The sequence below is a fragment of the Sporosalibacterium faouarense genome (assembly GCF_016765695.1).
In the GTDB taxonomy this organism is placed as follows: Bacteria; Bacillota; Clostridia; order Tissierellales; family VENL01; genus Sporosalibacterium; species Sporosalibacterium faouarense.
The window spans coordinates 41,728-56,249 of sequence record NZ_JAETGO010000047.1; the positions used below are offsets into that span (position 1 = coordinate 41,728).

The 14,522-nt window shown below is 30.5% G+C and carries 14 protein-coding genes and 1 riboswitch; all 14 genes read left to right on the forward strand.

From position 1 onward, the window contains the following. Positions 1–222 precede the first annotated feature (222 nt). The 14 genes from JMO20_RS09825 to JMO20_RS09885 all read left to right on the forward strand — a co-directional run bounded on the left by JMO20_RS09825 (position 223) and on the right by JMO20_RS09885 (position 14,462). Positions 223–2,871 carry a cache domain-containing protein gene (locus JMO20_RS09825; protein WP_202709440.1) on the forward strand — a complete coding sequence of 883 codons (2,649 nt, stop codon included), beginning with the start codon at positions 223–225 and terminating at the stop codon, positions 2,869–2,871. Between the two features lie 306 nt (positions 2,872–3,177). Next, on the forward strand, positions 3,178–4,890 hold the full coding sequence (gene dnaX, locus JMO20_RS09830) for a DNA polymerase III subunit gamma/tau (protein ID WP_202709442.1): 1,713 nt from the start codon (positions 3,178–3,180) through the stop codon (positions 4,888–4,890). Positions 4,891–4,937: 47 nt separating this feature from the next. Then, positions 4,938–5,276: a YbaB/EbfC family nucleoid-associated protein gene (locus JMO20_RS09835; protein WP_202709444.1), complete on the forward strand. Its 339-nt coding sequence runs from the start codon at positions 4,938–4,940 to the stop codon at positions 5,274–5,276. Between the two features lie 65 nt (positions 5,277–5,341). After that, a complete protein-coding gene (gene recR / locus JMO20_RS09840; protein WP_202709445.1) occupies positions 5,342–5,941 on the forward strand; it encodes a recombination mediator RecR in 600 nt (199 codons plus the stop codon). Positions 5,942–6,182: 241 nt separating this feature from the next. Then, entirely contained in the window at positions 6,183–6,548 is a 366-nt protein-coding gene (locus JMO20_RS09845) for a metalloregulator ArsR/SmtB family transcription factor (protein WP_202709447.1), read from the forward strand. Between the two features lie 85 nt (positions 6,549–6,633). After that, positions 6,634–7,119 carry a permease gene (locus JMO20_RS09850; RefSeq protein WP_202709449.1) on the forward strand — a complete coding sequence of 162 codons (486 nt, stop codon included), beginning with the start codon at positions 6,634–6,636 and terminating at the stop codon, positions 7,117–7,119. Beyond that, positions 7,116–7,646 carry a permease gene (locus tag JMO20_RS09855; RefSeq protein WP_202709451.1) on the forward strand — a complete coding sequence of 177 codons (531 nt, stop codon included), beginning with the start codon at positions 7,116–7,118 and terminating at the stop codon, positions 7,644–7,646. The genes JMO20_RS09850 and JMO20_RS09855 overlap by 4 nt, the downstream gene beginning before the upstream one ends. A 361-nt stretch (positions 7,647–8,007) precedes the next feature. After that, a complete protein-coding gene (locus JMO20_RS09860; protein WP_202709453.1) occupies positions 8,008–9,996 on the forward strand; it encodes a methyl-accepting chemotaxis protein in 1,989 nt (662 codons plus the stop codon). A 307-nt stretch (positions 9,997–10,303) separates the two neighbouring features. Next, complete coding sequence (locus JMO20_RS09865) at positions 10,304–10,714, forward strand: hypothetical protein (protein WP_243414703.1); 411 nt, start codon at positions 10,304–10,306, stop codon at positions 10,712–10,714. Positions 10,715–10,748: 34 nt separating this feature from the next. Continuing rightward, complete coding sequence (locus JMO20_RS09870) at positions 10,749–11,177, forward strand: ferritin family protein (protein WP_202709454.1); 429 nt, start codon at positions 10,749–10,751, stop codon at positions 11,175–11,177. 70 nt (positions 11,178–11,247) lie between these two features. Beyond that, a complete protein-coding gene (locus JMO20_RS20355; protein WP_279380096.1) occupies positions 11,248–11,379 on the forward strand; it encodes a hypothetical protein in 132 nt (43 codons plus the stop codon). Between the two features lie 55 nt (positions 11,380–11,434). Further along, positions 11,435–11,516: riboswitch (cyclic di-GMP riboswitch) on the forward strand. 190 nt (positions 11,517–11,706) lie between these two features. Continuing rightward, on the forward strand, positions 11,707–13,695 hold the full coding sequence (locus JMO20_RS09875; RefSeq protein ID WP_202709461.1) for a methyl-accepting chemotaxis protein: 1,989 nt from the start codon (positions 11,707–11,709) through the stop codon (positions 13,693–13,695). A gap of 135 nt (positions 13,696–13,830) precedes the next feature. Beyond that, positions 13,831–14,124: a YaaL family protein gene (locus JMO20_RS09880; protein WP_202709456.1), complete on the forward strand. Its 294-nt coding sequence runs from the start codon at positions 13,831–13,833 to the stop codon at positions 14,122–14,124. 71 nt (positions 14,125–14,195) lie between these two features. Beyond that, entirely contained in the window at positions 14,196–14,462 is a 267-nt protein-coding gene (locus JMO20_RS09885) for a pro-sigmaK processing inhibitor BofA family protein (protein ID WP_202709457.1), read from the forward strand. Positions 14,463–14,522 lie beyond the last annotated feature (60 nt).

The window sequence follows — 14,522 nt, forward strand, 5'->3', positions numbered from 1 at the left end:
TTGTATAGTCGTACAAAAAAGAAGGAGTTTAGTAAACTTTATAGAATTATATAAACTACATATAAAATAAGGGAATATGCCAATTAGGATTAGCTAATTGGCATATTGTTACAGTTATTGCAGTAAGCCTATAGCAATTTCAATATTAATTAAAAAGACAAAATAAGCTATGTGACATAAGGTGAGGAGGTGGGGAGATTCTTTAATTCATATCGGATTAAGTTGATTATCGGTTTTATTTTAATTGCAATGATACCCATCGTAATTATTGGTATTAGTGTTAATTACAGAATTAGAAATCAAGTAGCTAATGAAAGCGTCCAAGTGAAGATGGATGGAATGAACTATGAAATGGAAAATATTGAACTTTGGTTTAGAGATAAGGAGCAAATTTTAAAATCTATTTCTAGAAATTATCCCCTATTGCAGGATATGATGAATCAACCTGATGCGTTTACTCAGGTTAGCAGTTATCTTAAATCTCATATTAATTCAGAAGATGGATTTATTAATATTTATATTACTATGATAGATGGAACTCAATACAATTCTAAGTTAGCAGACATACCGGAGGATACTAGGCTAAGAGATTGGTTTATAAATGCATATTTAACAGATGATATAGCTTGGACTCAGCCATATAATGATTTATTAACAGGTGAAAGAGTTGTTAGTGTTTCCATGCCGGTAAAGGATAAAGAAGGAAGTATTGATGGCATAATAGGAGCTGACATAAAATTTAAGTATCTGATGGATAAATTTAAGATAACTAAGATTCATCCTGAGGCTACTACATACATAGTTAACTCTAGAAATGAAATATTAATTATAGATGGAACAGATATTTTTGATATAGATAATGATGAAGGTGAATTTTATTATAGTAATAGTGAAGAAGCAAAAAAGCTTTTAAACACTATGTCAAGTGATAAAGTTGGAAACACAACAGTTAAATTAAAAAATGAATATTTTGGGGTATATAGTAAGATTAATTCTTTAGATTTGAAATTGGTTTCACTGGTAGATAAAAATATACTATTTTCCGGTTTAACAAATCTAAAAACCTTTGTAATAATAACTATTCTTATTTCAGTAATTTTAATAATTTTACTATCGATATTTTTTTCCAAGCTCTTGTCAAAATCTTTAGAAAAATTACAGCTTGGGACTCAAGAAATTCAAAAAGGAAACTATGACTATAGGATTAAAATTGATAGAAATGATGAGTTTGGTAAACTATCTAATGCCTTTAATATTATGGCTGCAAACTTTAAGGAAACATATAGAAAGCTAATTAATACAACTGAAGAGCTTGCCACAAACAACAATCAACTTCAAGAAATGAATACAGAGCTTGAGGCCTCGTATGAACAGCTTCAAGCAACTACAATTCAATTAAATGAATCTGAGGCAAAGCATAGAACACTTATTGAAAATATGCATGACCTTGTTTGGGTTATAGATTTAGACTATAGATTATTATATGTTAATGATCATGTTCACAAAATGTTAAAATACAAACCAAAAGAAGTTATCGGTAAGGATATAAGGCGGTTAGATATCAATGAAGATGGTATATTAAGCTCTAGAGAAGTTGAAAGAATACAAAGAGTAGACTTAAGAAATAAGATAATAACTCTCAAATCTAAATATAATGAAAATATAATTGCGGAGTTAAACACAAATAGGATTTTTGAAGATGGTAAAGTAGTTGCGATTCAAGGAGTAACAAGAGATGTTACTAAACGTATGCTGATGGAAAAAGAAATATTAAAGAGAAACAAAGAGCTTTCAACTATAAATAACATAGGCAGTATACTAAACTTAGTTATGGATATAGATTTACTAGGAAAAGATATAGTTGAAAGTATTACTAAAATGTTGGATGTTCCTTTGTGCACAATAAGGCTAATTAAAGATGAAAAACAACTAAAACTAACGGCGTGTGCAGGAGAGTTATGTCATCTGATTACAGAAGAATATATCAATATTGATGAAGATATAATTGGACAATCGGTTAGAACTGGAAAAGTTTTTAGTATTTCTGTGTCAGATGAAGAACATATTAATCATTTTAATAAAAAAGTATTAGAGTCTAAGGAGGCAAATTATTCAACTATTTTCCCATTAAAGGCCAGAGATAAGGTGCTCGGTGTATTAATAGTATCATCAATAAGTACTCTTGATGAAAGTGAGCAAAATATATTATCTTCTCTATCTAGTCAGATAACTATGAAGATTGATAATATTTATTTATATCAAAATTTAAAGGATAGCTATATGAAGACTATTAAAACGTTAGCTGCCGCCGTAGAGGCTAAGGATAAATATACGGAGGGTCACTCCCTAAGAGTATCTAAATATGCTGTTATGATTGCAGAATATGGTGGGTTTTCTAAAGATATAATAGATGAAATAGAAATTGCAGGAATCTTACATGACATTGGGAAGATTGGAGTAAGGGATCATATATTAACAAAGCCTGGAGCTTTAACAGGTGAAGAATATAAAGAAATAACAAAGCATCCATCTATAGGAAGTAAAATATTAAAGGATGTAAATCTTTCAGATTTCATTATGAATTCCATAAAATATCATCATAAGAGATATGATTTAAATGGATATCCATATGATGAATATATAGATGAATTGCCTTTAGGAGCATGTATAATTGGAGTAGCTGATGCTTTTGATGCTATGACATCTAGAAGGTCATATAGAGAGCCAATGGGCTTTAGAGATGCTGTTAAAGAACTAGAACGTAATAGTGGAACGCAATTTCATCCTGATATCGTCAGTATAATGGAAAAAATATATAGTGTTAATGCAGAATTTATAAGGGAAGTTGCAGTTACGTATAATACTAAATAAAAAGTTAGGCTGATATATAGCTCACAGCTTGATGACAAAACCCACAATTTTTATTGTGGGTTTTGATAATTTCTATTAAGTTTTCAAAAGAATTCTAATTCGAATAATTTTCTAGGTAATACTTTGTATATAAAGAGAAGTATATATATGATAGATGGTCCTTTTAGGCCAGTATATCGGTCAAAGTTTCTTTCAGTTTGGACATATAAGCATTAATTCTGGTAGAATGCACTTATATTTGTTATAATATATGTACTATGGATAAATAGCTATAAATGGAGAACTTATGAATTTGAAGGTGATTAAATGGCATACCAATCATTATATAGAAAATTTAGATCAAAAAACTTTGACGAGCTTATAGGTCAAGAGCATGTAACTACTACATTGAAAAATCAAATTACTAATGATAGTATTGCCCATGCATATTTATTTTGTGGTACTAGAGGAACTGGAAAAACCTCAGCTGCTAAAATATTTGCAAGGGCTGTTAACTGCCTTAACAATACTGATGGCAACCCTTGCAACGAATGTGAGGTTTGCAAAGGTATACTTGATGACAGTATAATGGATGTAGTAGAAATGGATGCAGCATCTAACAATAGTGTGGAAGATATAAGAGACCTAAGGGAAAAGGCAAAATATCCTCCAGCTAAAGGTAGATTTAAGGTTTATATAGTAGATGAGGTTCATATGCTTTCAAAAGGAGCATTTAATGCTTTATTAAAAACTTTGGAAGAACCCCCTAAACACTTGTTGTTTATTTTAGCAACTACTGAACCACAAAAACTACCTACAACAATTCAATCTAGGTGTCAAAGATACGATTTTAGACGAATAAGTGTTAAAGATATGCTTAAGCATATGCAGGATATTTGTGAACAATTAAAGATAAAAGTAGATGAGAGAGGTCTATATCTGATTGCAAGAAATGCAGATGGAGCTATGAGAGATGCTTTGAGTTTATTAGACCAATGTATATCTTTTGCTGAATCAGAAATAACCTATGAAGATATAATATCAACATTAGGAACAGTAAATAATACCATAATATTTGATATAGCTAATGGAATAATTAATTTAGATGTTAATAAATCCCTTAGGATTGTAGACGATATAGTGCAGAGTGGAAAGGATATAAATCAATTTATTAAGGATTTGATTGTTCACTTTAGGAATCTTATGATAATAAAATCAACAGATGACATTGATAGTATAATTGAAGGTTCTAAAGAATTTATTGAGGAACTTAAAGAGCAGTCTTCTAGTACTACCTTAGCTAGTATTTTAAGGTGTATAAAAATACTATCAGAAGCAGAAAATCAAAGTAAATGGTCATCTCAGCCAAGAATTGTATTAGAGATAACTATAATCAAGCTGTGCAACAAAGCTACCGGTTTATCGCTAGAAGAACTATCCTCAAGGGTAGAAGAGTTAGAGGAAATGATAAGAAGTGGAAAAATAAGTACAGGTAATAATGAAAGTAATAAGCGAAAAGTTAGTGTAAAGAATAAAGAAGATAATAATTATAATAAAAAGAGTAACATACCATCTAGTAATGGTAATAGTTTGGATAATAAAACTGAAATTGAACGAAACAATGTAAATGTGAAAGAGACTAATATGATTAGTGAATCAGGTGCTGACAATCTTAAAAGTACTGCCAAGATAACTACTGAAAAAGCAGTTAAAGAGTGGCCTGAGGTGTTGAGAGATATTAAGAAAGAAAGAATAAGTATACATGCTTTATTAATGGAGGGTAAACCTGTTGAAGTAAGAGGTAATACTTTTATAATATCATTTAATGAAGGGTTTGGATTCCATAGAGATGCTGTAGATAAAAAGCAGAATAAAGAATATGTCCAAGAGAAATTGAATAAATTCTTTAATTCAGGTTTAGAAGTTAAGTTCATAATGGATAGTGATATAGTAGACATTAAACAGGATGAAAAAAAAACAGATAAAGTAGTTGAAAAGGTTAAAGAAGTATTTGGAGAAGATTTAGTTGAAGTGGAGTAAAATATTACATTTTATATAAAACTAATAATATATAGGAGGATGATATTATGGCAAGAGGTGGATTTCCTAAAGGAATGGGAAACATGGGAAATATGATGAAGCAAGTTCAAAAAATGCAGAAAAAAATGGCTGATATGCAAAAAGAATTAGAGGAAAAAGAAGTAGAAGCAAGTGCAGGTGGAGGAGTAATAACAGTTAAAGCTAATGGTAAGAAAGAAGTAATTGATATAACAATTGATCCAGAAGCTGTAGACCCAGATGATGTGGAAATGTTAGAAGATCTTATTCTTGCTGCAACTAACGAAGCTTTAAGAAAAGCTGATGAAATGGTTTCAGGTGAAATGGAAAAAGTAACTGGAGGAATGAACATACCAGGACTATTCTAGCAATTACTTAAATTGTAATAGAAGGAGACCTTCACAGGTTTCCTTTTTGTGAAGGATGTGAATATATGGAATATTTTCCTATACCAGTAGCTAAGCTAATAGAAGAGTTTTCTAAGCTTCCTGGAGTTGGAAAGAAAACAGCCCAACGACTAGCATTTCATGTTTTAGATATGGAAAATGAAGAAGCAAATAGCTTAGCCAATTCGATCATAAGTGCTAAGAAAAACATAAGATATTGTAGTGTTTGTAGCAATCTAACAGATAGAGATCCTTGTATTATTTGTAGTAGCAAAAAAAGAAATAGGGAAGTAATCTGTGTTATTGAAGATCCTAGAGACATGGTTGCTATGGAGAGAACTAAGGAATTTAATGGCTTATATCATGTTTTACATGGAAGCATATCTCCTATGGAGGGCATAGGGCCTGAGGATATTAAAATAAAAGAACTGCTCCAAAGAATACAACATGATACTGTAGAAGAAGTTATCTTAGCAACTAATTCTACTATTGAAGGTGAAGCTACAGCCATGTATATATCTAAGTTATTAAAACCAATGGGAATAAAGGTTACTAGAATTGCTTATGGATTACCTGTTGGTGGAGATTTAGAATATGCCGACGAGGTTACACTTTCAAAAGCTCTTGAAGGTAGAAGAGAAATATAATTTTTACAATTGAGTGTTTTAAAAACTAAAGTTTTTTTAAAATAAATAAAGTTTTTCAAAGGTCAGGAGAAATCATGGAATTAATTCCATGATTTCTCCTTCTTTTTTATGACTATTCCTCCATTTTATCCTATGTTTTTGAAGAACGTTATTTTAGGATTACAACTGGGCGTTGACAAATATAATTAAGTATTATATTATCTAATTAAGTTAATACTTAATTAAAAGAAAGGGGTAAATTGTGGATCAAATTGTGCAGATGTTTAAAGCCTTGGCTGATGAAACAAGATTGAAAATATTAATAATACTTTCTAGAAGAAGAATATGTGCTAAAGGAATTGCAAACTACTTAAGCATTTCTGAAGCAGCAGTATCACAGCATATTAAAGTTCTCAGAGAAGCAGGAATTATTATTGGAAGAAAGGTCGGTTATTATGTCCATTATGATTTACAAAAAAAGTTACTATTAGATATAGAAGAATTTATTGGACAGTTGAATAATGATGAAGCAATTAATGCATATAAGTTAGATATAAATATACCCGATAGATGTAAAGCATCATGTAAATCAAATAAAAATAAATGCTGTCAGAGAGATAATAATTAGAAATTACAAGGAAATGAGAGGCACTTGCTAAAGAGTAAATGTCTTTTTATATATGAATATACGGAAAATTTAAGGAGATTGAAAAATGAATAGTTATGTTATGTATATAGTAGTTACAATGCTATTAATAATTTCGTATTTTAAAGATAAGAACAAAACAAGAATGGTCATTAAGAAGGCTTATAAGGCATTTCAGAATATTTTGCCACAGTTTTTAGGAGTAATAATACTTGTGGGAATACTGCTTTCAGTTTTTAATGCTGAACTTATATCAAAGATAATAGGTAATGAATCTGGATGGATAGGTGTAATAGTTTCTGCTATCGTCGGCGCAATTACATTAATTCCTGGATTTGTAGCATTTCCAACATCAGCTATGTTATTAAATAGTGGAGCAGGGTATATGCAAATAGGCGCATTTGTATCTGCCTTAATGATGGTAGGTATTGTAACAGCACCGGTAGAAATAAAATATTTTGGTAAACGAATTACTATTATAAGAAATTTTCTGTCATTTTTATTTTGTTTTATTGTAGCTTATATTATTGGAAAGGTGGTTGGTGGAATATGACTTTAATAAAGCAATATAGATTTCCTATAACTACTATTTTTGCTATGGTTGTTATATTTTTAATCAATAAAGAGATAGGCATAAAAGCAATTAAGATTACTGGACATAGTTTAAAGGAAATGCTTCTAATTGTACCACCGATTTTCATTTTTTTAGGGCTACTGGATGTATGGGTTCCAAAAGAAACAATGATGAAATATATGGGAGAAAAATCAGGTGTAAAAGGAGTTGTCTTGTCCTTTTTATTAGGATCTGTGGCAGCAGGACCGTTGTATGGCGCATTTCCTATTGCAGCAGTGTTTATGAAAAAAGGAGTTAAATTTAGGAATATTTTAATATTTATAGGAGCATGGTCTACAACAAAAATTCCTATGTTTTTATTTGAACTTTCGGCCTTGGGAGCAAAATTTGCCATAACAAGATTATTTATAGATATTCCTGGGATAATCATAATTTCACATGTTTTATGCTTTCTTACAAATGAGTCAGGAGTAAAAAAGATATATGAAAATGCTGAACTAATTTAGTTAATATAAACATTTATCAAAAACATGCCTTAAAAACATCGTACGATGTTTTTAAGGCATGTTTTTTATTAAAAAGATATATTAGCAGATATTAGGAATGAATATGAAAAAAAACTTATGTAATCTTTACAAAAGAAGGATGAAAATTTACAAATATAAAGTATAATTTTAGCAAGGTAAAATACAGGACCTAAAAAAACAAAATACACAGAACTTATAGAATCATATTAATATTCTTATCAATAACTCTGTCATAAAATTCAAGCTATAATAGAGTCACTAATATCATATTTAAAAAAGAAAAAACAATCTATACAGATAAGTTTAAGGAATTGAGTATCATGAGAGGAGAGGTGTAGTTATGAGAAGCGTAAAGAGTAAGCTGATATTATATTTTAGTATATTAATAATAATAGTAGCTTCCATTTTGGGGTTATTATCTTTGAAACAAGCTAGTAAATCGATTATTAATGAATCAGAGAAAGGACTTCTTAACTTTGCTAAAGAAGGAGCTAATGTGGCAGGAAGCAAAGTTGAGACTCAAGAAAAGGTTTTGGAATTAATCGCGACTATGGAAGGAATACAAAGTATGAACTGGGAAACTCAAGATCGAGTATTAGATAGGGAACTAGAATATACGAGTTTTCAAGTACTAGGGGTTGCTTTTCCAAATGGTATGACATATTTTAACGATGGAACCACTGCAGATTTAGGTGATAGAGCACATGTTATAAAGGCTTTTCAGGGAAAAACAAATATATCTGATTTATTAATCAGTAGAGTAACCAATGAGCCTGTTCTAATCTTTGCTACTCCAATTAAAAGAAATGGAGAAATAGTTGGTGTATTAATTGGACGTAGGGATGGTAATGCGCTAAGTGAAATTACTAATTCAATGTCTTATGGTAAAAAGGGATATGCATATATCATAAATAGTAAAGGGACAGTTATCGCTCATCCTGATAAACAGAAAGTTTTAAACAAATCTACTCCAACTAAAGAAGCGGAGGGTAATATAGAATTAGAGTCTGTTGCAAAGCTATTTACAGAAATATTAGAACAAGGACAAGGTGTTAGTGAATATTCATATCTAGGGGATGAATATTATGCTGGATATGCTCCAATTAAAAATACTGATTGGATTTTAGTTGTTAATGATAATAAGACAGAAGTTCTATCTGCTATTCCATCACTCCAGAGAAATACAATTATTATGACGATAATAGTATTGATAATAGGTGTAGTCATAGCATATTTTATAGGTAATTCAATTACAAAACCAATTATAAGTATAATAGGATACTCAACTAGAATGGCTGAATTAGATTTAAAAGAAGATTTTCCTAATGAACTTATTCAATATAAAGATGAAACTGGAAAGCTAGCAAAAGCATTACAAACTATTAATAGCAGTTTTAGAAATATAATAAAGGAAATTATACAGTCAGCTGAGCAAGTAGCAGCTTCATCTCAGCAATTAACAGCGACATCTCAACAATCAGCGATAGCGATAGAAGAAGTAACTAAGACAGTTGAAGAAATAGCAAGTGGCGCAACCCAACAAGCAAGGAGTACTGAGGAGGGATCCTTCAAGGCTGTGGAGTTAGGAAAAACTATTGAACAAGAACAAGTTTATTTACAAGATATGAATTTAGCATCCAATAAAGTATCAACAGCTGTACAGGAAGGGCTAAAAGAAATAAAAAAACTAATTGAAATTTCTGCTGAAAGCAGAAAAGCAACTGGTGAGGTACAAGAAGGAATCATTAGAACAAATGATAGTGCCAATAAAATTGGACAAGCCAGTACTGTTATAGCCTCAATAGCAGAACAAACAAATCTATTGGCTTTAAATGCAGCTATTGAAGCTGCAAGAGCAGGAGAAGCAGGAAAAGGTTTTGCTGTGGTTGCAGATGAAATTAGAAAATTAGCAGAGCAATCTACTAATTCGACTCAGACCATAGATGAAGTAGTTAATGAGCTTCAAAGCAATTCAAAATCAGCAGTAGAAATAATGCAAAGGGTAGCAACAATATTAAGAGCTCAGGAAGAACACGTTAATCTGAATAAAGAAAAATATTTACTGATAGAAGAAGCAATAAATGAAACTGAGAATACTGTTAGAAAATTAAACATATCGGGAGAAGAAATGGAGAAGATGAAAGAAGAAATAGTAGTGACATTAGAAAGCTTATCTGCTATAGCAGAAGAAAACTCAGCATCTACTCAGCAAACTTCAGCTTCTATGGAAGAACAAAATGCATCAATGACAGAGATATCAAGTGCAAGTGAAGAGCTTTCAAATTTAGCACAAGATTTACAATCAATAATTATGAAGTTTAAAATATAAAAGATATAATAAAATACTAAATATAATTTTACTAAAAACATGATTTTAAAGAATTAATTCTTTAAAATCATGTTTTTTTTATTCTGTTAAAACAAGTTAAATGCTGTTCTATTAACTATTTCTAAAAGATTAATTAAAAAAAACCAAAAAATCCCTTTACAAAATGAAAAAGTTAAACTATAATATTATTTGTAATCATTACAAATATAAAATAAAAACAAATATAAAACCATTGCAAATTACGAAGAGACATAAATTAGAATTTTATAGATTAGGGGGTGAGGAGCTGAGTAACATAAATTATGATTTGTTAATCAAAGACTTGTCAAATTGTTGCTTAAAGGATTCTTACTGTCAGAGTTGTCAAGGGGAAAAGTGTCTTATTGGATATTCTCAAAAACAACTAATTGATTCATTAAAGAGTAGAGAAGAATTTTTAGAGGGAGTACTAGATGAATTACCGTTATATGATGTAAAAAATTATGATGAAGAAACTATATTAAAAAGTATTGGTAATTTACTTAAGCAATGTAGGAACTGCAAGACTTATCATGATGAAGATTGTATCATCAATATAGTTAGGAGTGCACTAGAGATAGCTATACTAGGTGAATCCCATGAGTATGAGGGAAGTGTACTGATGTACTTGTTAGCTATAAGTGAAGAAAATCCAGAGGTTGGAATGAAAATTAAAGAATATTTTAATCAAACTAGTTAAGTTAAAGCATATAAAATATAAGGAGGAGTTTATTGTGAAAAATTTAGAATTTGTTATTGAACAAAAAATAGGTGAAACTAAGGACTCAGAATTACAGAATATTGTAAAGCAAAACTTTAAAGGAGAAACAGCTGAAGCGGGGATGTATTTTGCCATGGCTAGGCTTGCTGAAAGACAAGGATATCCTGAAATAGCTGAAGCTTTAAGAACTATAGGTATAGAGGAAATAGAGCATGCATCTAGGTTTGCACAGTTAAATGGAATGATATCCGAGGATATTTTTGAAAATATTAGAGTTATGCTAGATGGAGAAACAAATGCCAATAAAGGAAAAAGAGAGGCAGCAATTAAGGCAGAAGAGTTAGGGATAGTGTCAGCAAGGGACTATTTCAATGAATCGGCTAAAGATGAAGCAAGACACGCAAGAATTTTAGAAGGATTGCTAAATAGATTTGCAAAATAATTAGTTAAAACTAAATTTTATAACTAATATGTTTAAAGGGAATAATGCATAAGAAGAGACTAGAAGATAGATGGAAACCCATCTATCTTCTAGTCTTTTTATTAGAAAGGTAAACGAAGGGCTAGACCTTAAACAAATTCTTTTATTAGGATTGGCTCATATAAAAACTGTTTCAATACAAGTTAAAAGTAAAAAATTTTAGAAATTTGTTGCATCTGTACACTACATAAGATATTATGATAGTTGTGTAATAGAATTTTATAAGAGGGCAAACTTATCGAAAGGTAAGGACGCAAAGCCAAGGGCCTACATCATAGGATACGGTAGCCGGTTGCAGATATACTTAGGGAGCCCCTTATTATTAGAGATTAAGAGATAAGGGGCTTTATATTTTTTGTAAAAGATATAAATTTCAAATAATAAAAGACTAGCTATCTATAGATCCTAAGGGTTAAGAATCAAAGACTATGAGTTAAAAGAAAAAATTGATGTAAATCTACAATGCTAATTTATGGAAGGAGAATTTGAAATGAAGAGTATAAAAACAAAACTTATTGTCTACTTTGGGATATTTATACTGTTAATATCCTTTTCTTTGAGTATTTTATCACTTATAAGTGCTAATAATTCAATAGTTGGACAAGCAGAAGAAGGACTAGAATCATTAGTAAACGAAGGTACAAAATCAATTGAAAGTAAAATAGAAGCTACGAAGCAAGCTCTAGGTATGTTAACCAATATAGAAGATATACAAAGTATGGATTGGGAGTTACAGAAGCCTGTATTAGAAAGACAGTTGAAAAATACGAATTTCCTTGCTTTAGGTATTGTATATCCAGGTGGCAAATCCTACTATAACGATGGGCAAACTTCAGATTTAGGAGATAGGGAGTATATAAAAAAGGCATTTGAAGGGACTACTAATATATCTGAACTATTAATTAGTAGAGTAACTAATGAGCCTGTTGTAATGTATGCAGCTCCTATCAAGAAAAATGGAAGAGTAGTAGGTGTATTAGTAGGGCGTAAAGATGGTGATGCATTGAGTAGCATCACTAATGAAATAAGTTATGGAAAAAATGGTTATGCATACATGATTAATAATAGTGGTACAGTAATTTCCCATAAGGATAAAGAAAAGGTTCTAAATCAATTCAATCCAATAGAAGAAGCAAAAAAGGATGAAAGTTTAAAAACCGCATCAACACTATTTAAAAAAATATTGAATGAAAAAAGTGGAGTTAGTAATTATACTTATCAAGGAAAAAACTTATATGCAGGATATGCTCCGGTAAAAGATACTAATTGGTTTTTAGTAATTACTGCTGATGAAAAAGAAGTGTTGTCAGCATTACCAGTACTAGAAAGAAATATTATAAAATTAACCATTATTACTCTATTAATTAGTATTATTATTACATATTTTATAGGTAATTCAATAACTAAGCCAATAATTAGTATGATTAGGCATTCAGAAAAAATTGCTAATTTAAATATTAAAGAAAATGTTCCAGAAAATCTTCTGAAGAAAAAAGATGAAGTTGGTAAGATGTCTGTAGCATTGCAGACAATTACCAATAGCTTTAGAGATATAATTAAGGGGATTAGCGACTCATCAGAACAAGTGGCATCATCGTCAGAAGAATTAACTGCTACTTCTCAACAGTCGTCTACTTCAATTGAAGAAGTATCGAGAACAGTAGAAGAGATTGCATCTAGTGTGTCAGAACAAGCAAAAAGTACAGAGGAAGGATCTACTAAAGCTTTATATCTAGGGCAAGCAGTTGAAAATGACCAAGCCCACATGAGAAATCTAAATGAAGCATCGCAAAAGGTATCTGTTATTGTTGAAGAAGGTCTTGAGGAAATAGAAAAGTTAACAAAAATATCTGATGAAAATAAAAAGGCAACAGAAGAGGTACATGTTGGAATAATTAATACCAATGATAGCGCTAATAAGATTGGAGAAGCCAGCACAGTCATTGCTTCCATAGCTGAGCAGACTAATTTATTAGCCTTAAATGCTGCAATTGAGGCTGCAAGGGCAGGAGAGTCAGGTCAAGGCTTTGCAGTGGTAGCAGAAGAGATTAGAAAATTAGCAGAACAATCTACGGAATCTACTAAAACTATTGATGATGTTGTTAATGAGTTACAAAAGAACTCGAAAGCTTCTGTTGAAGTAATGAAGAAAGTATCTTTAACTTTAAGAGAGCAAGAAGAAAGTGTTAAGTTAAGTAGAGAAAAATATATGAACATAGCTGAGGCAATTGATGAAGCAACAAATGCAGTTAAAAAACTAAACGTATCGGGAAGAGAAATGAACAAAATAAAAGATGAAATAATGGATACTCTACAAAACTTATCCGCTATTGCTCAGGAGAACTCGGCTTCAACTCAGCAGGCTTCAGCGTCTATGGAAGAGCAATCTGCATCAATGGTGGAAATTTCTAACGCAAGTGAGGGTTTATCAAATTTGGCTCAAGATCTTCAAGAAATTATTGCTAAATTTGAAGTTTAGGAACCTAAAAATAATATTTCTAATCAAATAATAGAAAGAATCAACGATTGTTTAAAATAAAAATATTATGTATAAATCCCCTACATTTGTCAATAATCAAAAATAGGAAAATATTACAAATGTGGGGGTATATATATGTCTAGAATAATGGTGGAACAAGAGCAATCCTTTGAATCAAAAAATGGTTTTTTAAACTTTTTAGTCAGTATTAAAGAAAAGGTAACTCCAAGTAAAGAGAGCGAAAAGGATAAATTAGTAAATATGATTAAAGAAGCTCATAATGAATGGCAACAGGCGGAAAGTTTTTTTCAAGATGCAACTGAGCCAGATTTAATAGATTATGCAATATATAGAGTTGAAGCTACTAAAACAAAATATAGATATCTCATAAAACAGGCTAAGCAGAGCAATATAAAAATTGATTTATAAAAAAATAGACAAAGAGTCATATTTTTAATAGAACCTTTATATTATTTAATATAGAGGTGAGGAATATGGGAATGGGAATAGAATTAAGCGTAATATTAGCATATGTTTTTGGATTGATATTATTATACTTTATAGGTTGGATATTGATAGTTCCAATAAAAATAATTGGAAAGTTAATAATAAATGGTATTCTTGGTGGGATAGCCCTTATAATAGTTAACTTTATTGGGGGATTTCTAAATTTCTCTATAGGAATTAATCCCATTAATGCTGTAATAGTAGGTTTTTTAGGAATTCCAGGTTTAATTTTATTAATAGTGCTTCAAATAATTCTGTAAGTGAACTCGTTCTGCTAAAGCAGAACATCGGGGCTTCAGATGGAGACTCTACTCCACCTG